Source organism: Novosphingobium sp. fls2-241-R2A-195, from assembly GCF_030209485.1.
GTDB lineage: Bacteria > Pseudomonadota > Alphaproteobacteria > Sphingomonadales > Sphingomonadaceae > Novosphingobium > Novosphingobium resinovorum.
The window spans coordinates 62935-83288 of the sequence record NZ_JARVRY010000034.1 but is presented as its reverse complement, the minus strand read 5'-3'; the positions used below and the strand labels follow the sequence as shown (position 1 = coordinate 83288).

Below are 20354 nucleotides of genomic sequence, written 5' to 3'. Positions count from 1 at the left end.
GAAGCAATGGCTCCAGCAGCGCCCACTCGGCATCCGTCAAATCGCTTGGCAAAGCTAGCCCTCTTCGCGCATGAAGGGCGCGAGTGGTATCGGTCCACATCGTTGAATCCATGGTAGTTTTTGGCGAAACCCATGAATCAATGACAGGCCAAAGCGTCAAGCTAACCTGCTGATACCACTCAACTTATTTTCTGATCAGGCTCTAAGATAAATACCGACTTTCTCGACCCTACCGTCAGTTGCGCGGTCGGCCTGTACAAGCCGCTGGCCGAGCCGTTCGGGCTGGAGGACAACCTCTTCGGCCGTTACCTTGCGATCTGGTCGACGTTCGTGATCGAGGGCATCGCTATCGTCGCGCTGTTCTGGAAGCGGTGGTTCGCGATCGGCCTGACCAGCGCGCTGGTGTTCCACTATATCATCCCGATCTCGGCTTATAGCTGGTACATGGACTTCTCCAGCCTCGTCTTCGCGCTCTACATGCTGACGATGCCGCGCGACGCCAGCGCGAAGATCTACGAGATTACCTGCCGTCATGTCGTGGAGCCGCTGCGCAGCCTGTTCGGCCGCATCGGCATTCTGGCGCCGATAGCCGCGCTTCTGGCGATCGCCACGCTGGTCGTGCTGCTACTGGCGCTCGCGAACCCGGGCCGCCCCGCGCTCATGCTGCTGCACTCGATCTTCATCCTGACCTGGGCAGTGGTGGGCGGCGTGGCCATGACCGCGATGATCTACGCAGCGATGCTATACCTGCCCTATCGCGGAGGAACCGCCGGTCGCAGTCCTTATGCTGCATGGAACAGGATCGTCCCGGTACTCTACTTCGTCAGTTGCCTGTCACCCTATCTCGGGCTCAAGACCGAAAGCTCGATCAGCATGTTCAGCAACCTGCACACCGAGGGCGGCACCACCAACCACCTGCTGTTCTCGCGGCCGCCCTATCTGTTCGACTATCAGCAGGACGTGGTGCAGGTCGTCGCCTCGTCAAGCCCCTCGCTCACCCGTACGGCGAACGAGGGCCGGATGAACGTGCTGTTTTCGATCGAGGAATTTCTGCGCCGCCACCCTGACCAATGGGTGACTTACATCCACGACGGCCAGTTGATCGAGCAGGCGACGGCCGCCAGCCTGACGCTGGAATCCGCGACCTGGCTCGAACGCAAGCTGCTCATCTTCAAGCAGGTCGACCCAAACCAGCCCAAGGTCTGCACACACTAGGGCAGACCGGGTTGTCGTTTACTCCCACTCGATCGTGCCGGGCGGCTTCGAGGTGTAGTCGTAGACCACGCGGTTGATGCCCTTGACCTCGTTGATAATGCGGGTCGCGACGCGGCTGAGGAACGCGGCGTCGAAGGGGTAGATATCCGCCGTCATGCCGTCGGTCGAAGTGACCGCGCGCAGGCCGCAGACGCTGTCGTAAGTGCGGCTGTCCCCCATCACGCCCACGGTCTTGACCGGCAGCAGCACCGCAAAGGCCTGCCAGATCGCGTCGTAGAGACCGGCGTTACGGATCTCCTCGAGGTAGACCGCGTCCGCCTTGCGCAGGATGTCACAGCGCTCGCGGCTGACTTCGCCAGGGATGCGGATGGCGAGGCCCGGTCCGGGGAACGGGTGACGGCCGACGAAGACGTCGGGCAGGCCCAGTTCGCGGCCGAGTTCACGCACTTCGTCCTTGAACAGTTCGCGCAGCGGCTCGACGAGCTTCATGTTCATGCGCTCGGGCAGGCCGCCGACGTTGTGGTGGCTCTTGATCGTCACCGAAGGACCGCCGGTGAACGACACCGACTCGATGACGTCGGGGTAAAGCGTGCCCTGCGCAAGGAATTCGGCGCCGCCGATCTTCTTCGCCTCGTCCTCGAACACGTCGATGAAGGTCTTGCCGATGAACTTGCGCTTGGCCTCGGGGTCGGTGACGCCTTCGAGGCCCTTGAGGAACAGCGTCGAGGCATCGACGTGGACCAGCGGGATGTTGTAGTGGCCGCGGAACAGGCTGACGACCTGGTCGGCCTCGCCCATGCGCATCAGGCCGTGGTCGACGAACACGCAAGTGAGCTGGTCGCCGATCGCCTCGTGGATGAGGACCGCACAGACCGCCGAATCGACGCCGCCGGACAAGCCGCAGATGACGCGCTTGTCACCCACCTGGGCGCGGATTTCCTCGATCTTGGTCTTGCGGAATTCCGCCATCGTCCAGTCGCCGGCGAGGCCGCAGACGTGGCGCACGAAGTTCTTGAGCAGTTTGCCGCCGTCGGGCGTGTGCACGACCTCCGGATGGAACTGCATCGCGTAGATGCGCTTCTCGTCGTTGGCGATCACGGCGAAGGGCGCGCCTGCGCTCGATGCGACCGGGCGGAAGCCCGGAGCGAGGCTGGTCACCTTGTCGCCGTGGCTCATCCAGACCTGGTGCTTCTCGCCGACTTTCCACAGGCCGTTGAACAGCGCGCACTCGTCGCCGATCTCGATGAAGGCGCGGCCGAACTCGCCCGCGTCGCCGCCGGTCACTTCGCCGCCCATCTGGTGCATCAACGACTGCTGACCGTAGCAGATGCCGAGAATCGGGCGACCGCTTTCCAGGATCACGTCAGGAATGCGCGGACCGTTCTCGTCCAGCACCGAGGCGGGCGAGCCGGAGAGGATCACGCCCACCGGGTTCATGCGGCGAAACGCTTCTTCAGCGGCGTTGAATGGAGCGATCTCGGAATAGACGCCGGCCTCGCGCACGCGCCGGGCAATCAGCTGCGTCACCTGGCTGCCGAAGTCGACGATCAGAACGGATTCGGTGGGCTGGATATTCATGGCGAGCCACTAGTCGCGCGCGCGTTGACTGTCCAGCCCCCGAAACGACCCGGATGACGCATCATTGCTGCGCACGGCGCCCCCTCAAGGCAGTTTTCCATTCGTGCGAAAATGCTCGGCGATTTCGAGTTCGCATTGCAGCATTTTCCGCGGCAGCGATGACTGCCTAATTTTTAGGCAGACGCCTTGCCGGAGCGCGAAGACAACCGGAGGTTTCAGCGACCGGATGGTGGAAGCGATAATGCCATTTACGGAAAACTGGCTCAGTTTGGCGATGACTTGAGCATCACGCACGCCAAATCGCTCCTTTGTTGCAAGACTTGCAACCTAACTTGCCCCTTTTGAATTTGCGCAAATTTTGTGCATCGCTATTTGCCGCATCGCAGCAAGAGGCGCCGGAACGCTTCGTGCCGCACGCAAGGCAGAGCGCCGGAACGCTCTGTGCATGCGATGAAACGATAAAAATGTTTGCAGGAGCTTTATTATGACCCTCGTGCACCGCACGTTCGGGTTCGCTGCCGCGCTGGGCACCAGCGCGCTGGCGTTTGCGCTCACCCTCGCCTAATTTCAGGCCTTGGGGGCGTTACCCTGAATTACCCATGAGAAGGGCGGCCCCAGGGCCGCCTTTTTTCGTATGGGCGACGTATTCTCTCCCGTCAGGCCGCCATCTTCAACGACACAGGGATACTGCGACCCTCGACCGCAAGCTGCCCCGGCATGCGCCATGTAGGAAGATCCAGCAGCCACTCGGCCGCGCGCGTGCGCACCAGCACGACATGCCCCGCGAGACACCCGGCCACGAGCAGCGGCACCGCTAGAAGCGGATAGGCCGCGCCGACCCAGATACTGCCGAGAAGCGGCGCCGCCCACCGTTCGATTGTGAAGGAAAGCGCCGGCATCAGCAGGAAGTGCATGAGATAGATCGGCAAAGTCCGCTTTGCCAGCCAGGACGCAGGGCGGATCAGCGCCGATCCGCGCCGCGCGATGAGCATGCAGAGCATCGCCCCGGCCGCGACCGCCAGGATATCCACCGGTAGGAGAAACGTATCAGACTTCAGCGCGACTGCCGCTCCGACAAGGTATGCCGCCCCCAGCACGAGCACCCGCGATGCCGTCGCCCGTTCCACGAAGGCCAGCACCTCGCCTTTCATCCGCACGCCGGCGACGAAGAAGATCGCACACCGCAGCATCTTGGGCTCGTGCGCGGCAAGCTGCCCCTCGAACACGGTGCCCAGCACGGACAGAACCGCGCAGAGCAGCAATGTCGTCCAGACCGGCAGCGACAGGGTGATCCGCGTCAGCAGGTAATACATGCCGAGCGCCACCAGATACCACGACACTTGCGTCAACAGGAGCGCTGGCAGGAAGCGATTGGTCATGGCGACCTCGAACCACCAGCCCACGGGATCGATCGGCGCCAGGATCTGATAGATCGTTGCCCAGACGAAATAGAGATAGAGCGGCTTCACCAACCGGCTGCGCTGCGTATCCGGCCGCGGCTCCATGATCGAATCCGATGCAAGTATCCCCGAAACCAGGAAGAACAACGGCATGCGGACCGGGCGGATGAAACCGTTCACGACATGCCACGCCGCCGCCAGCTCAGCCTGGTTAGCCCAGGGCATATGCGCGATCTGCTCGCCCAAATGCATCATAACCACCAGCAGGATGCACCCCGCCTTGGCAAGATTGGGCCAGACAAGTTCTCGCCGGGAAATTGCTGTCGTCACGCACTCTCACCCCCTGGTTCGAAAGCGACGCTACGTAATTTTACTTATTCGAGTATTAACCTTCGCAAATCGCAGACGAACAACAATCAATTGCATTACCTTTGATTTGAGAATTACAGATATTTAATTCTGATCGGGCACTTCATCACCCCAACCGAAGGCGCCCCAACCGACCACCCACGTCAGTTCGCCGCAGCATGGCAGGATGGCTGTCGCACCCTTGTGGAAAACCCCCGCCACCGCGCCGGTTTCGCTTGGGTTTGCCCCCCTCAGACCCTATATGCTCGCCATGGCCAGCAATCCCGAAAACAAGAACCAGAACTCCTACGGCGCCGATTCGATCAAGGTCCTCAAGGGCCTCGACGCGGTGCGCAAGCGCCCCGGCATGTATATCGGCGATACCGATGACGGCTCGGGCCTGCACCACATGGTGTTCGAGGTTTCGGACAATGCCATCGACGAGGCGCTCGCCGGGCACTGCGACCTGGTCCTGATCGAACTTAACCCCGACGGCTCCGTTTCAGTGGAAGACAACGGGCGCGGCATCCCCACCGGCATCCATGCCGAGGAAGGCGTGTCCGCCGCCGAAGTCATCATGACCCAGCTTCACGCGGGCGGTAAGTTCGAGAACACCTCGGACGACAACGCCTACAAGGTGTCGGGTGGTCTCCACGGCGTCGGCGTCTCGGTGGTGAACGCTTTGTCGGAATGGCTGGAACTCACCATCTGGCGCGACGGTCAGGAGCACTGGATGAAGTTCGCGCACGGCGATGCCGTGGCGCCGCTCATCGTCAAGGGCCCCGCCCCCAAGGCCGAGCAGAACCCGGACGACGACGGCTTCAAGAAGGGCACCCGCGTAACCTTCCTCGCCTCGACCGACACGTTCAAGAACGTCACCGAGTTCGACTTCGACAAGCTGGAGCACCGCTACCGTGAACTGGCGTTCCTCAATTCGGGCGTGCGCATCAAGCTGCGCGACAAGCGCCACGAGGAGATCAAGGAGCACGACCTGTTCTACGAAGGCGGCATCGCAGCCTTCGTGAAGTACCTCGACCGCAACAAGACCGCGCTGCTGGCAGAGCCCATCGCGATCTCGTCCGAGCGCGATGGCATCGGCATCGATGTCGCGCTGGAGTGGAACGATTCTTATTACGAGAACGTCCTGTGCTTCACCAACAACATCCCGCAGCGCGACGGCGGCACCCACCTCGCCGCGTTCCGCGCGGCGCTGACCCGCACGCTGAACAACTATTCCGAGAAGTCGGGCCTGCTCAAGAAGGAGAAGGTCTCGCTGACGGGCGACGACATGCGCGAGGGTCTGACCGCGATCGTCTCGGTCAAGCTGCCCGATCCCAAGTTCTCGTCGCAGACCAAGGACAAGCTGGTCTCCTCCGAAGTGCGCCAGCCGCTGGAAAGCCTGATGGCGGACCGCATGAACGACTGGCTGGAGGAGAACCCCGCCCACGCCAAGTCGATCGTGCAGAAGATCATCGACGCCGCCGCCGCCCGCGAAGCCGCCAAGCGCGCCCGCGAACTGACCCGCCGCAAGGGCGCGATGGACATCGCCTCGCTACCCGGCAAGCTGGCCGACTGCCAGGAGCGCGATCCGTCGCTCTGCGAACTGTTCCTGGTCGAGGGCGATTCGGCAGGCGGCTCCGCCAAGCAGGGCCGTGACCGCAAGACTCAGGCGATCCTTCCGCTTAAGGGCAAGATTCTCAACGTCGAGCGCGCGCGGTTCGACCGCATCATCTCGTCCAAGGAAGTCGGCACGCTGATCCAGGCGATGGGCACCGGCATTCGCGACGACTTCACGCTCGACAAGCTGCGCTACCACAAGATCGTCATCATGACCGACGCAGACGTCGACGGTGCGCATATCCGCACCCTGCTGCTGACGTTCTTCCATCGCCAGATGCCCGACATCATCCGCGCCGGGCACCTCTTCATCGCCCAGCCGCCGCTCTACAAGGTGTCGAAGGGTCGCTCGGAAGTCTACCTTAAGGACGGTGCCCACCTCGACCGCTATCTGGTCGAGGCCGGCCTCAACGGCCGTGTGCTCGAAACCTCGGGCGGCGCGCGTCTCGGGCCTGACCTCGAAGCGCTGGTCGAGCATGCGATCCGCATGCGCAACCTGATGGCCTTCGTGCCGCGCCGCTACGACCCCGTCATCATCGAGGCACTGGGCCTCGCCGGCGTGTTCGAGCCCGACCTGTCGACCGAGGCCCGCAGCGCCGCCCTCACCCGCACCGCGGCATGGCTCGATCGCGGCGACACCGAAGCCCGCTGGTCGGCCCGCTTGTCCGAAGACGGCACCGTCGAGGTCGAACGCCTGTGGCGCGGCGTCACCGATCACCACAAGATCGAAGGCAGCTTCCTCTCCAGCGCCGAGGCCCGCAAGCTCGCCCGCCTCGCCGCCGAGAACGCCGAAGTCTACGCCGGCACCGCACGGCTGGTGCGCGCCAGCGCAGCCGAGGCGGAGCCGGAGGCGACGGTGGATGCAGACGGCGAGGAAGAACCTGTCGTCGCTGCCCGTCCGACCCAGGGCGCGGATATCATCACCCGCCCCAGCCAGCTCCTCGCACTGGTGCTGGCCGCCGGTCGCAAGGGCCTGTCGATCGCCCGCTACAAGGGTCTGGGCGAAATGAACGCGGAACAGCTCTGGGAAACCACGCTGGACCCGGAAAACCGCGTGCTGCTGCAGGTCAAGGTCGAGGACGCCGACGTGACGGACGAGATCTTCACCCGCCTGATGGGCGACATCGTCGAACCGCGCCGCGACTTCATCCAGGAAAACGCGCTCAACGTCGCCAACCTCGACGTCTGACCCGCGCGGCGGCTCTGATAATCTGCAAGGGCGGGAGCGCACTGGATGCACTTCCGCCCTTTTGCGTGGGCGCTCTTGTCTTGCGCGCTTGCTGAGGCATCATGCTGCAACCGCACAGCTGGAGCCGCCCATGCCCGACACGCCTCCCCGTTCGCTTGACGACGACCTGAAGCACGAGCTCGTCACTCGCGGCTACGACCGGCGCAGCTTCGGACGGATCGCCGCGCTGCTGGGCGGCGGGATCGCGGCGGCACAGGCCATGCCAGGCTTTGGGCCTGCCTTCGCGCAAGTGCCCAAGGCGGCTGCAGGAACCGTGCGCATCGGCGCCAACGAGTGCTGGACCGGCCCCTTCCCCGCCGGGGTGCAGGCGGCGATGAAGGCGGTCACGCAAGGCAACCGCTACGAGCCCGACGGCGAGATCCAGAAACTGCGCGACACTGTCGCCATGGTCGAACGGGTGCCTGCAGATCGCGTCATCGCCTGGCCGGGATCGAGCGATCCGCTCGCCCGCATTGCCGTCACGTTTGCGTCCCCTACGCGCGGGATCGTCACCGCCGATCCGACCTTCGAGCCGATCTGGCAGGTCGGCGAATGGCTGGGGGCCAAGGTCTCGAAAGTGCCGCTGGCGCCGAGCAACGCCCACGACGTGCGCGCGATGCTGGCTGCCGATCCGAACGCCGGGCTCTATTACATCTGCACCCCCAACAACCCCACCGGCACGCTGACGCCGCTTGCCGACATAGAGTGGCTGCTCGCGGCCAAGCCCAGAGACGCGGTGGTCCTGGTAGACGAAGCCTACCTCCACTTCGCCGGAGCGCCCAGTGCGATGCTGCTTGCCGCGACGCGCAGCGACGTGATCGTGATGCGCTCCTTCTCCAAGCTGTTCGGCATGGCGGGCATGCGCCTCGGCCTGACGGCGGCCGACCCCGCGCTGCACAAGCGGATGATGCGCTACGACGGTGATCTGGTGACGATGATGCTGCCGATCACGGCCGTCGCCTGCGGCACCGCCTCGCTGACGCAGACGGACGAGATCGCCGCACGGCGGGGCCAGATGGAAGCCGCGCGCGAGGAAACCCTGGCACATGTCGCGAAACGCGGCCTGAAAGTGCTGCCCGGCAGCCGCGCCAACATGTTCCTGCTCGAATGGAAGGACCGTTCGCCCAAACAGATGAGCGAGGCGTTTCTGACGCAAGGCGTGCAGATCGGCCGCTCGTGGAGCGCCTATCCGCAAATGTCGCGGATCACCGTGGGTTCGGCCGAGGACATGGCGAAGTTCCGGCTGGCGCTCGACCGCATCCTGACGGCCTGACCTACCCCGGATTGCGGGCCGTGACGATCCACGCGGCGCCGTCGATCAGGACCGATCGCTCGCCCGGTCGCGCTGCGAAGGCGGCGCGCACGGCCTCGGCGCAGCGCGCCTTCACGCCCTCATCCTGATCGGCCAGCGCCCGGGACAACGGGCCGACCGCGAAGGCCATGCCCAGCGCGTCGTCGTTCGCGGCCTCGCGAGTGACGCCCTCGCCGAAGGGTATCTGCGCATCGAACGGCGCAAGGGCGATGTCGGCGAAACCCGCCTCGGCCAGCAGGCGCTCCACCCGGAGCGGATCGCTGAAAGAGAACGGCCCCGGCGCTTCCGGATCCGGGGCGCCCTGCGGCGGCAGGATACCCCGGATCGCCCCCATCGGCAGGCGCACCCAGTCGTTTTCGGCCGCCCCGCGCCAGCATACGAACACCAGCCGCCCACCGGGTTTGAGCGCCCCCCGCATGTGCCCGAAGGCGGCGGCGGGATCGCCGAAGAACATTACCCCGAAGCGCGAAAACAGCAGGTCGTAGGCCTGCGCGGCAAGCTCGGCCGTGGCGGCGTCGGCCAGTGCGAAATCGACGGCGCCATGGCCCGGTTGGCGGGCGCGCTCGAGGAGTTGGGGCGATATGTCGAGACCGAGCACCCGGCCCTCGGCGCCCACCCGGTCGGCCAGCACGAAGCTGGACGCCCCGGCGCCGCAGCCGACGTCGAGCACATGCTCGCCCGGGAGCGGGTCGGCAGCGGCGATCGCGGCTTCACCGAAGGCCGCCAGCATCGCATCAAGGCGGCGCTGGTTGCTCACCCAGTTGTCGCCGCTTTTGCCGACCCAGTCGCTGACCTGATAAACCGCCGGTTTCGTCATGATCACTCCTAGTTGCGAATTATTATCAACTAGGAGCGCCCGGTGCGGAGTGCAACCCACCCGCCCCGTCATTGAGAGCGCAGCGAAGCAATGAGGAAATGGCAGGCGCTTACGCCTGCAGCAGTTCCGGCAGTTTGCCCGACATGCCCCGCGCCTCGTCCATGAAGAAGCGCTTGAGCAGCGGGGTGCGCTGCACCGCGCCCATGCCGAGGCGGCGCACGGCGCTGGCGGTACGGCCGGGAATGCCGAACAGGCGGGTGAGGCCATCCGTCGCCGCCATCACCATCAGGCTGTCGAGACTGCGCCACTTTTCATAGCGCGCCAGCAACTGCGCATCACCCGGCTCGAGGCCGAGGCGCATGCCCTCGACCAGCACTTCCACCAGCGCGCCGACATCGCGCAGGCCGAGGTTCAGGCCCTGCCCGGCGATCGGGTGCATGCCGTGAGCGGCATCGCCGATCACCGCAAGGCGTTCCTCGACCACGCGCCCGGCGTGGTGGAAGCGCAAGGGATAGCTCATGCGCGGGGCCGAGAGTTCGATCTTGCCGAAGATGCCGTGCATCCGCTCGAACACTTCGTTCACGAACATCGCATCGGGCATGGCGATGACGCCCGCCGCATCCTTTTCCGCCACGGTCCAGACCAGCGCGCTGCGGTGGCGGCCCTGTTCGTCGTCGAGCAGCGGCAGCAGCGCGAACGGCCCCGCCGGATAGAAGATTTCCCAGGCGGTGCCGTCATGCGGCTTTTCATGGAACAGCCCGGTCACGAAGGCGCGGTGGTGGTATTCCCACTTCGCCAGCGCGAAACCGGCCTCGTCGCGCGTCGGCGACTGGCGCCCTTCCGCCGCGACCAGCAGCGAGCCCCGGATCACCCGTCCGTCAGAGAGTTCCACCTCGACGCCGTGGGCGCCGCGATCCTTGCGCACGGCCTCGGTGCGTACGTGCCAGGCGATGTTCGGTTCGCCGCGCGCCGCATCGAACAGGGCGATGCGCAAGTCGCGGTTGGCGAACATGCGGCCCAGAGAACCTTCCTCGGCCTTGGGCGTGAAGTCGATGCGGCCGGGCTTCATGCCGTCGGTCACCGCGATCGAGGCGATCGGGCAGCCCAGCTTCTCCAGCGCCGGCGCGAGGCCGATGTTGGTGAACAGGTTCCAGCTCGCGGTCGAGATCGCCGAGGCGCGGCCGTCCGCGCCTTCGGCCACCAGATCCGCCGGGTCGGCGCGGTCCACCACATGGGCGGTGATGCCCGCCCGGGCGGCGGCAAGCGCCAGCGTCATGCCGACGAGACCGCCGCCCAGGATGATAAGATCGCGCCTTTCGGGCGCCGTGCCAGTCGTATTCGAGTCGCTCATCGCGAGCAGCTATCGGCCTCCCCGGCGTAGATGTCGAGGCACCTTCCGTCCCATGTGCCCGCCGGTTCGCTCAGGCCCACGAGCGCGGCGAGGGTCGGTGCGATGTCCACGGTCTCGACCGGCTGGGGCTGCTCCATCGAGGTCAGGCCCTTGCGCCAGAACAGCATCGGCACGCGGCGGTCGTAGTCCCACGGGCTGCCGTGCGTGGAGGCGCTGCCGGGACGCGGAGCCACGCCGGGAACGACCGCGCGCTTCGTCATCATCAGCACGTCGCCCGAGCGGCCCGGCACGAACGAGGCGGCGACGCGCTCGATCAGGGTCCAGTCCTGCGGGTGACCGGCGGGGACTTTCACCTTCGCCAGTTCGTCGGCGGTATAGGCGCCCGCGATCTGCGGATTGGCCTTGAGCTGCGTCATGAGCGTGGCGATGACCTTCTTGCGCTGCGCCGCCGTCAGGCCCGCATTCAGCCAGACGTCGCCCGAGCTGCCCGCGCCATAAAGCAGCGGCCCGTCCTTGGGGATGATGCCGGTCGCCTTGGAGACCGAGGCCGACAGGCCTTTCTCGGTCAGCGAGGGGTCGAGGCGGCTGGCCTCGGGCACGCCCTGCAACTTGAGGCGCTCGGGCGCGTCGATGCCCCCATGGTCGGCGCTGAGCACCACCGCATAGTCGATCTCGCGCGCGTCGAGCGCGGCGAGCAGGCGGCCGATGGTCGCGTCCAGAACGTTCTGCTGGATGCACATCTCGACGCCCTCGGTGCCGAAGGCGTGGCCGACCTTGTCGTTGGCCGAATAGCTGACCGAGAGCACGTCGGGCACGTCGTCCTTGCCCAGCGGCATCTCATCGAGCAGGCGGATCGCCATGTCGGTGGTCACGTCGTCTACGCGCGGGCCATTGAGGTAGGACTTGTAGTCGCCCGCCTTGTTGGCGAAGCGGAAGGTGCCGATCGAGAAGCTGCCGAGGTTGACCGCGTGGTCGTAAGGCGCGCACCAGCCCGGTACGGGAAGGTCGCCGTCGCCCGCCTCGACGGCTTTGGCGATGGCGGCGTTTTCGGCCACGGCGGCGGCGGAGGGCTTGCGGTCGTCATAGGTGACGAAGCCCTTGCCCTTGATCCAGTAGGCGGCGTCAGAGGTATGGCCGCTCATCATCACCACCGCACGGTCCTTGGCGGAGACGGCGACGTTGAGGGTGGCGGGGTTCTTCGCCTTGAGCAGGTCGCCCAGCGTCGGGGCCTTGAGGTGCATCGGGCTGATGACCGAATCCTGCGAATTGCTGGCGGGGTTGGTCTCGTCCTCCGAACAGTAGACCTCCTTGTCCTCGCGGCCGATGCCCGGGACGTACCAGCTGTTGGCAAGGATGCCGGTGCGATTGGGGTGCACGCCGGTCAGCAGGGTGGAGTGGCCGGGGCAGGTCTCGGTCGCGGCGTGCGACTGGAAGCCCGAGGGGAACACCGCGCCCTTAAGCAGTCTGTTGAGACCCTTGGAATAGCGCTCGCGATATTGCTGGAACAGGTCCGACGAATACTGGTCGACCGAGATCGCGACGATCAGCTTCGGGGGTGCCTGGGGAGCAGCCTTCGCCGCCGGGGCCGGAGCGGCCTCCTGCGCGAAGACGGGAGCGGAAGCGCCGAGCGCAAGAGCGACAACGAGCGAGGAGAGCGGGAGGCGCATCGGGGGAGGTTCCTTGAAAAGTCCGAGCGTTGGATGCAGATGCTGCGATGACGCGATCGTCGATCAGGCGCAAGACTCGCCTAACCTCACGGAGCACCATGCAAAAGCGCCGCTACCGACTGCCTGTGACAGTTCTGTGTCATCTCATGGTGCTGTTGAGTGCCGTTGTGTCCCTTTGTGTGCCCGCTCATGCAGCGTCCTCGCAAGCCCCCACGCATATCGCGGCGGAATTGCTCGCGGGGCCGGTGAAGGACGGCAAGACCACCCTCGCCATTCGCATGACGCCCGAAGCGGGATGGCATGGATACTGGCTCAATCCGGGCGATGCGGGTCTTGGGATGCAGTTGTCGTGGGACCTGCCTGAGGGCGTGAAAACGGGGCAGCCGCGCTATCCGGTGCCGCAGACGCTGGTGGTTCAGGGCCTGATGAACCACGTCTACGAAAGCGAGTACGCGGTGCTGGTGCCGGTCACCGTTCCTGCCGAAAAAGGGCGGATTCCGGTGCGCGTGAAGGCTCAGTGGCTGGCCTGCACCGAGCAGATCTGCGTCCCCGAACGCGCCGAACTCGCGGCCGAGATCGCGCCCGGTGCGCCGCATGATCCGCGCTTCGACACATGGACCCAGCGCCTGCCCGCGCCGCTCGATGCTCCGGCCGCTTTTGCGTTGAATGACAAGACGTTGCGCCTTGCCATCCCGCTCCCGGCGTCGGTGCCGCTGCAGGCCCCACACCTCTTCGTCGGCCAGGACAAACTGATCGACTATGCTGCTCCGCAAGCTTTCGCACGCAAGGGCGACATGCTGCTGGTAACGATCCCCCGCGCCCGCTTCGCCCCGCAGAATGCCGCAGGATTCGACGCCGTCCTGCGCCTCGACGCCGCAGGCAACGGCATCGCCCTCACCGCAAAACCCGGCCCGGTGCCGAGCGGCGGCACCATGCTGGTCGGAAGCGAAGCGCCCAAGCTCCCCGCCCTGCCCTGGCTGCTGCTGGCGGCTCTGGCGGGCGGACTGCTGCTCAACGTGATGCCCTGCGTCTTCCCGATCCTTTCGCTCAAAGCCCTCAGCCTCGCCCGCGCGGGCGAAAGCGAGGCCCATGCGCGGATCGAGGGACTGGCTTACGCGGCGGGCGTGATCCTCGCCTGCCTCGGCCTCGGCGCAGCGCTGCTGGCGCTGCGGGCTGGCGGCGAGCAGGTCGGCTGGGCCTTCCAGTTGCAGGAGCCGGTCGTCGTCGTCGCGCTCTTCGCGCTGGCGGTCGCGATCACCGCCAACCTGCTGGGTCTGTTCGAGTTTTCCGTTCCGGGCTTCGCCTCGGCAGGCTCTCCGCAGGGAGCCTTCGCGACCGGCCTGCTCGCCGCGTTCGTCGCGACGCCCTGCACCGGCCCGTTCATGGCGAGCGCCATGGGCGCGGCGCTGCTGCTGCCGGTCGTGCCCGCAATGGCGCTGTTCGCGACGCTCGGTCTCGGCATCGCGCTGCCGTTCCTCGCCGTCGCCTTCGTGCCCGCCCTGCGCGCACGCCTGCCCCGGCCGGGCCGATGGATGGTGACGTTCCGGCGGGTCATGGCCGTGCCGATGGGTTTGACTGCGCTGGCGCTGGCGTGGCTGATCTGGCGCCTCGGCGGCTCGGCCTCGCTCGCCTATGTCGCCGCGCTGGCCGCGCTGGTGCTGGCGCTGCTAGGCCTCGTCGGACGCGCGCAGCGAGGCGGAAAGCGCGCGCTCATGCCCGCTTTCGCGACGCTGGCGGTACTGGCGGTCGGCGTGCTGACGATGCCCGAGCCGCGCCCGCAGGCGCAAGAGGAAGCCTCGATCATCAAGGCCAGACCCTTCTCGCCCGAGGCGCTGGCGAGGGCACGCGCGAGCGGCAAGCCGGTCTTCGTGTGGATGACCGCCGACTGGTGCCTCACCTGCAAGGTCAACGAAGCCGCCGCGATCGAGCGCGAGGACACCCGCGCCGCCTTCGAAAAGGCCGGGGTCGTGGTGCTGCGCGGCGACTGGACCCGGCGCGATCCGGCGATCACCCGCTACCTCACCGAACAGGGCGCGGCGGGGGTTCCCCTTTACGTCTGGTATGGCCGCGACGGGCACGCCGAAACACTGCCTCAGGTGCTTACGCCCGCGCTGCTGGAGGAAAAGGCAAGATGACGTCGTCCCGGACTTGATCCGGGACCGCTGGCAGTGAACAGCCCACATAGCTTCAGGGCGCCCGGCGCGGCAGCGCCCACCTAAAGATAGCCACCGGTCCCGGATCAAGTCCGGGACGACGGTGTGCCATCACGCTTACTTCTTCGGCAGGTTCGCCGCGATCTCCGGCACTTTCTCAAGCTGTGTACGCACGCTCTCCAGCGGTCCGACAATCACAACGCTCAGCTTGTCCACCGGCAGCTCCCGCTTCGCGGCGGTCTGGAAATCCGCCGCCGTGAGCGCGCTCGCCCGGCCGACGTAGCCGTTGAGGTAGTCCACCCCCAGCCCCTGCACGTCGAGGTTCGCCAGCGATCCCGCCAGCCCATCGCGCGAGGACAGGCCCAGCACGAACGTCCCGTTCATGTAGTTGCGGATGCCCTGCACTTCGCCCGGCGTCGGCAGGGTGTCCTGCATGCGCCGGATCTCCTTGTAGATCTCGGTGATCGCAGGCCCGGTCGATTCGGCGGTGATGTCCGCATCCTCCACCCAGAACGCGCCCTGCACCCGCTGCGAGAGCGAGGCGCTTGGCGAATAGGTGTAACCCTTGTCCTCGCGGATGTTGCGGGTGATGCGCGAGGAGAAATAACCGCCCAGCAGCGTGTTGGTGGCGCGGAAATCCATGTCGTATCCGGGCTTGGCAACCCGCTTGCCGATCCACACGGTCGACTGCGGCGCGCCGGGGCGGTCGATCAGCACGACCCTGGGCGCGGGCTCGGCGGGCACGGGCAATGCAGTGGGCGCAGCGCCCGCCGCCCAGCCACCGAACGCCTTCTCGACCGCCGCGCGCACCGTCGCCGGATCGAAGCGGCCGACGATGTAGAGGTGCGTTCGCGCGGCGCCGAAGTTGGCGGCATGGAACGCCTTGATCTGCTCCAGCGTGTAGCCCGACAGCTGCTGCGGCGTCGGGAAGGTGCGGCCATAGGGATGCTCAGGGTACAGCGCCGCCGAAAAGGCCTCGGACGCGATCGAGCCGGGGGTGGACTTCGCGACCATCAGGTTGCGCAGCATGTCAGCGCGGACCTTCTCCAGCTCCTCGGCCTTGAAGTCGGGGCGCTGGAGCAGGTCGGCGACGAGGGCGACGGCTTCGGGAGTCGATTCGCCCAGCACGTCGATCATCGCCGAACTGGAATCGAGCCCGGTGGACAGCGCCAGCGAACCGCCCATCCCGGCAGCCGCTTCGGCCAGCTGCGAGGCGTCGCGGCCCCCTGCGCCCTTCTGCATCAGGGCGCCGGTGAGGTCGGCGAGCCAGACGTTCTGGCCGTCGTCGATGTTGCCGGTGCGTACGCTGGCGACGATCGTGACCTTGGGCACGTTGCCGTGCTGGGCCATCGTCACCTTCATGCCGTTGGCGAGCGTGAACTCGGTCAGCGGCGGCAGAGCGAAGGGTTTGGGCGCGGCCGGGGCGGGCGGCGCTTCCTTTGCCAAAGCAGGAGCGGCGGTCAGCGCCAGCGCGGCGGTGCAGAGGAGAAGATTCCGGATCATGATGCCCTCCCTCACTTCGCGGCCGCCGGAGCCGCGGCGACGGCGCCGGGCTTCAGGCTGATCAGGGTACGGTTGGTCGAACGCAGGTATTCACGCGCGGTCTTGCGGATCAGTTCGGGCGTGACCTTCTCGATCTCCGCCTCCATCCGGTTGATCCGCCCCGGATCGTCGTCGAACAGCGCGAAGCTGGCGAGCAGGTTGACCAGCCCGAAGCGGTAGCCATCGCCCACGGTATCGTAGATTTCGGATCGCGCCTTGGTCTTGGCACGGGCAAGCTCGGCCGGAGTGACGAGGGTGTCCTGCAGGTCCTTCACCACCGCGTCGATGTCGGCGAGGATGGCGTCGTCGGTCACTTCCGGCCCGTGGATCAGGAATGCCGACCACAGCATCGGGCCATTGTAGTCGTAGGCGCTGCCGAGCGGCCAGTTGATCCCGCCCGAGACGTTGCCCGAATAGCCCTTCTGGTTGACCAGCACCCGCGTCAGCCGGCTGTCCGCGCCCTGGATCAGCATCAGGTCGATCAGCCGCATCGCTGCCCACTCGGGCGTGTTCTTGGGCGGGACGTGATAGGCCCATGCCAGCGCCGGTTGCGGCGCGAGCGGGTCGGTCTTTTCGGAGCGCTTCTCCGCCGTCTGGCGCGGCTCGGAGATGTCGGGGAACTTGAGCGCGCCCGAGGCCGGGATCGGCCCGAAATACTTCTCGGTCCAGGCCATGACCTGCTTCGGATCGACGTCGCCCGCGACGACCAGCACGGCGTTGTTGGGCGCGTAGTAATCCTTGAAGAACTGCTGCACGTCGGTCAGCGTCGCTGCGTCGATCTCCTTGAGATCGCCGTAGAAATTATGCGCGTTGTACCAGTTGGTGTTGGCCAGCTGCGGCAGGTCCAACCACGGGAAGCCGCCATAGGGCTGGTTGATGACGTTGACCTTGACCTCGTTCTTCACCACGCCCTGCTGGTTGGTGAGGTTGTCCTGCGTGATGTCGAGGCCCTTCATGCGGTCCGCCTCGGCCCACAGGAAGGTCTCGGTCGTGTTGCTGGGGATCGCCTCGTAATAGTTCGTGAAGTCGAACCGGGTCGAGCCGTTGAGTACGCCGCCGTTGGCGTTGACGAGGCCGATGAATTCCGCCTTGCCGAGGTTCTTCGAGCCCTGGAACATCATGTGCTCGAACAGGTGCGCGAAGCCGGTGCGGTCCTTGGGCTCGATGCGAAAACCGATACCGTAATAGACGCCGACGGTGGCAGTGGGCACCGAATGGTCTGGTGAGATCACCACTTTCAGGCCGTTGGCGAGCTTGTGGTACTCGACCGGCACTTGTGTCTTTGCGGGCGCCGGGGCTGCGGCGACCTTGGGAGCCGCCAGCACGGGCGAGGCGGAAAGCGGCGCCAGCGAGGCGGCGGCTAGCAGAACGGCGCGACGAACGGTGCCGAATCTCATGGCGATGGTGCTCCCGGATGTGTCCCTGTTGATGCGCCCCGGCAGGCAAGCCCGTGGCGCAACCGCTTGAGCGTGCCAGACTATCCGCAAGCGGCCGGTTTGCAATCGACAAGCGACATTGCCCCATCGACGAACGGCTTGCCCTCTCCCCTCGTCATTGCGAGCGCAGTGAAGCAAGACGACCCCTGGGGGGAAGCGCACTCGCTCAGCTGAACAGCCAGTGCCCTAGCAGCCGGTCGAACGGGAAGGTGAAGAAGCCCGCAATCAGCAGCGCGCCGATGATCAGCCCGCGCACCGTGCGGCGATGGCGCGTCACGTTGCCCTTGCGGGCGGCGAGCACCAGAACCGGCACCATGACGATGGTGAAGACCGAGAGGATATGGATCAGGCTGAAATGGCCAGGCTTGGTCGTCACCAACAGGCTGTCGACGGCGGTGAGGAACATCGCCGCCGCCCAGGCATAGCCGAGCGCACGGTGGCCGGGCGTGCCCCGCCGCTTCCACAGCAGCACCGGCGTCAGCGCCAGCGCCACGACGATCGTGAACAAGTGCAGCCAGATGACGCCGGGGATGTTCGCCCACTCCGCCATGCCCTTGAGCACCGCGACCACGACGAACCCCAGCATGACGAGCGCCAGTGCCCCGAGCAGCTTCTCAAGCCGATCGGGGACGATGGACCTGGCAACGCTGGCCATCAGAAGCCTGCGCCACCGGGCCAGCCGTGTGCGGCCAGCCCCATGACCTTGAACAATTGCCCCATCTGCCCCTCGTCGATCAGCCGATCCTTGTCGGAGTTTATGGCAGAAGATTGTTGCGGTGCAACAGCGCAAAGTTGCGCGGCGCGCGTTTCGATGCCGAGCGCGCGCAGGAACGCCCCTTGCGTCACCGTGCCGAGATGGCGCGCTCCGCCCGCGACGGCGACTTCGGCCATCGTCGCGAAATCGACGAGGCAGGTCAGGTCCGCTTCGCCCGGAAGCGCGAAGGGATCGACCTTCTTATGCGCGCGGATCGCCTGCAAGGTCGAGCCGGTGCGCTTTTCGGCGTAGCCATAGTCGATCAGCAGCGCCGCCCCGCCCTGCCCCTGAAGGCGGCGGGCGATCTCGTCGACCACGGCGGCCGCGCCGGGGCACGTCTCGATCAGAGTCTGCTCGGGCGCTTCGAGCCATACCTGGGGGACGGCGGCGTCCATCGGGCGGTCGCCGGCGACCGGCACGAAGCGGTGGCCTTCGAGGCCAACCATGCGTTCGCGCCAGCCTGCCGCTGTCCTCACCATCTGGCGCACCGGGAGGGCGTCGAGGAACTCGTTGCCGACCAGCAGCAGCGGTGCGTCGGTGGGCAGGCTGTCCATGTCGTCGTGCCACCGGGCATCGGGCACTGTCTTGCGCTGCTCGGCGCGCAGGGCTTCCGAGCCCTCGACAAGATGAACCTCAGGGCTCAGTCCCTGCTTGCGCATGACCCGCAGCGCATCGCGCGCCAGAGTGCCGCGACCGGGGCCAAGTTCGACGTAGTGCACCGTTTCCGGCGAACCCGCGCGCATCCAGATGTCGGTCAGCCACAGGCCGATCAGTTCGCCGAACATCTGGCTGATCTCGGGCGCGGTGACGAAATCGCCCGCGCCGCCCAGCGGATCCTTGCCCGAGTAATAGCGGGCGTTCGATTCGCCCATGTACTGCTGGAGCGAAATCGGCCCGTAATTGGCGATCAGCCGCCGGAAGACGGCTGCCAGAGAGTCTTCGCCCCCGGCTTCGTCGCTCATCAGGTTATCTCGATCGGTCGCCGGGTCGACAGTTCGGGCTTGGTCAGCGCGCGGGCGATCAGGAACAGGCCGAGCAGGATCAGCGGGATCGTCAGCCACTGGCCCATCGACAGGCCGGTGACTTGCGCGAAGCGCTGCAGCTGGGCGTCAGGCTCGCGGAAGAACTCGACGATGAACCGGGCTGAGGCGATGCCGGTGGTGAAGACGCCGACCAGCAGGCCGGGCCGGAAGCGCGCGCGCGTCTTCCAGTAGAGCGTGAGCATGACGACGATCATCAGCAGGCCCTCGAGCCCGGCTTCGTAAAGCTGGCTGGGGTGGCGCGGCAGCGGCCCGGCGTCGGGGAAGACCATCGCCCAGGGCAGCGGCCCGGAGACGACGCGGCCCCACAGTTCGCCGTTCACGAAGTTGGCGAGGCGGCCGAACAGCATGCCGAAGGGCACGCAGACCGACACGAAGTCCGCCACCCGGATCAGGCTCAGCTGGTTGCGCCACGAAACCCAGGCCATCGCCAGGATCACGCCGATGAGGCCCCCATGGAAGCTCATGCCGCCGTGCCACAGCTTCACCAGCTCGGCCGGATGCAGCCACAGGCTCGGGATATCGGAACTGCCGCCGGTGTAGAACGTGGCATAGCCGAGGCGTCCGCCAAGGATGATGCCGACGGTGCAGTAGAAGAACAGGTCGTCGGCATGGCGCTGCGCCAGCGGGGCGCCGGGCTCGCGGATCATCCTCGACAAGTGCCAATAGCCCAGCACGATGCCTGCCAGATAGGCCAGCGAATACCAGCGCAGCTCGAAACTACCGATGCGGAACAGGTAGTTCTTGAGGCCGAGGTTGACCCAGTAGATGGGCTCTGGCGCCTGGGCGGCGGCGGCAAGCAGTGTCAGGGACAAGTGGACGACCTCGTATGCTTCATCGGGCGGCCTTCTGGCATAGCCCGCTGCCCGATGGTAGCCGAGTTTTCATTTTCACGC

15 protein-coding genes and 1 pseudogene are annotated in these 20354 nt (G+C 66.1%); 4 read left to right on the top strand and 12 right to left on the bottom strand.

What is annotated here, in order from left to right; translation table 11 throughout:
* Nucleotides 1-100: pseudogene (locus tag QRN25_RS23640) on the bottom strand (IS5/IS1182 family transposase); the annotation flags it as partial.
* Nucleotides 101-330: 230 nt separating this feature from the next.
* On the opposite strand from QRN25_RS23640, the gene QRN25_RS23635 reads away from it, so the two are divergent.
* Nucleotides 331-1215 carry a hypothetical protein gene (locus QRN25_RS23635; protein ID WP_285021787.1) on the top strand — a complete coding sequence of 295 codons (885 nt, stop codon included), beginning with the start codon at nt 331-333 and terminating at the stop codon, nt 1213-1215.
* An 18-nt stretch (nt 1216-1233) separates the two neighbouring features.
* On the opposite strand, the gene guaA is transcribed toward QRN25_RS23635, so the two are convergent.
* From guaA to QRN25_RS23620, 3 genes are all read right to left on the bottom strand, one after another.
* On the bottom strand, nt 1234-2793 hold the full coding sequence (gene guaA, locus QRN25_RS23630) for a glutamine-hydrolyzing GMP synthase (protein ID WP_271184188.1): 1560 nt from the start codon (nt 2791-2793) through the stop codon (nt 1234-1236).
* Nucleotides 2794-2877: 84 nt separating this feature from the next.
* Nucleotides 2878-3087, bottom strand: a complete 210-nt coding sequence (locus tag QRN25_RS23625) for a hypothetical protein (RefSeq protein ID WP_285021785.1) — start codon at nt 3085-3087, stop codon at nt 2878-2880.
* A 362-nt stretch (nt 3088-3449) separates the two neighbouring features.
* The gene (locus QRN25_RS23620) at nt 3450-4523 is read right to left on the bottom strand and encodes an acyltransferase family protein (protein WP_285021783.1); all 1074 of its coding nucleotides are present in this window, start codon (nt 4521-4523) and stop codon (nt 3450-3452) included.
* 289 nt (nt 4524-4812) lie between these two features.
* Between QRN25_RS23620 and gyrB the strand changes: the two genes are divergently transcribed.
* The gene (gyrB, locus tag QRN25_RS23615; RefSeq protein WP_271181304.1) at nt 4813-7347 is read left to right on the top strand and encodes a DNA topoisomerase (ATP-hydrolyzing) subunit B; all 2535 of its coding nucleotides are present in this window, start codon (nt 4813-4815) and stop codon (nt 7345-7347) included.
* A gap of 130 nt (nt 7348-7477) precedes the next feature.
* Nucleotides 7478-8659, top strand: coding sequence for a pyridoxal phosphate-dependent aminotransferase (locus QRN25_RS23610; protein ID WP_271181303.1), 1182 nt, complete (start codon nt 7478-7480; stop codon nt 8657-8659).
* Between the two features lies 1 nt (nt 8660).
* Here QRN25_RS23610 and QRN25_RS23605 read toward each other — a convergent pair whose 3' ends face one another.
* The 3 genes from QRN25_RS23605 to QRN25_RS23595 form a co-directional block, all read right to left on the bottom strand.
* Entirely contained in the window at nt 8661-9515 is an 855-nt protein-coding gene (locus QRN25_RS23605) for a class I SAM-dependent methyltransferase (RefSeq protein ID WP_271181302.1), read from the bottom strand.
* Nucleotides 9516-9624: 109 nt separating this feature from the next.
* A complete protein-coding gene (locus QRN25_RS23600; protein ID WP_271181301.1) occupies nt 9625-10866 on the bottom strand; it encodes an FAD-dependent monooxygenase in 1242 nt (413 codons plus the stop codon).
* A complete protein-coding gene (locus tag QRN25_RS23595; RefSeq protein ID WP_271181300.1) occupies nt 10863-12533 on the bottom strand; it encodes an alkaline phosphatase family protein in 1671 nt (556 codons plus the stop codon). Before QRN25_RS23595 ends, QRN25_RS23600 begins: the two co-directional genes overlap by 4 nt.
* A gap of 98 nt (nt 12534-12631) precedes the next feature.
* Here QRN25_RS23595 and QRN25_RS23590 point away from each other — a divergent pair, with 98 nt between their 5' ends.
* Nucleotides 12632-14668, top strand: a complete 2037-nt coding sequence (locus tag QRN25_RS23590) for a protein-disulfide reductase DsbD family protein (RefSeq protein ID WP_285021780.1) — start codon at nt 12632-12634, stop codon at nt 14666-14668.
* Nucleotides 14669-14803: 135 nt separating this feature from the next.
* Here QRN25_RS23590 and QRN25_RS23585 read toward each other — a convergent pair whose 3' ends face one another.
* The 5 genes from QRN25_RS23585 to lgt form a co-directional block, all read right to left on the bottom strand.
* Complete coding sequence (locus QRN25_RS23585) at nt 14804-16189, bottom strand: M16 family metallopeptidase (RefSeq protein WP_271181298.1); 1386 nt, start codon at nt 16187-16189, stop codon at nt 14804-14806.
* Between the two features lie 11 nt (nt 16190-16200).
* Nucleotides 16201-17625 (bottom strand): M16 family metallopeptidase, encoded by a 1425-nt coding sequence (locus QRN25_RS23580; RefSeq protein WP_285021778.1) that lies wholly within the window; start codon nt 17623-17625, stop codon nt 16201-16203.
* 205 nt (nt 17626-17830) lie between these two features.
* Nucleotides 17831-18319: a DUF2306 domain-containing protein gene (locus QRN25_RS23575; RefSeq protein WP_271181296.1), complete on the bottom strand. Its 489-nt coding sequence runs from the start codon at nt 18317-18319 to the stop codon at nt 17831-17833.
* Nucleotides 18319-19380, bottom strand: coding sequence for a class I SAM-dependent methyltransferase (locus QRN25_RS23570; RefSeq protein ID WP_285021776.1), 1062 nt, complete (start codon nt 19378-19380; stop codon nt 18319-18321). The genes QRN25_RS23575 and QRN25_RS23570 overlap by 1 nt, the downstream gene beginning before the upstream one ends.
* The gene (gene lgt / locus QRN25_RS23565; protein WP_271181294.1) at nt 19380-20273 is read right to left on the bottom strand and encodes a prolipoprotein diacylglyceryl transferase; all 894 of its coding nucleotides are present in this window, start codon (nt 20271-20273) and stop codon (nt 19380-19382) included. Before lgt ends, QRN25_RS23570 begins: the two co-directional genes overlap by 1 nt.
* Nucleotides 20274-20354 lie beyond the last annotated feature (81 nt).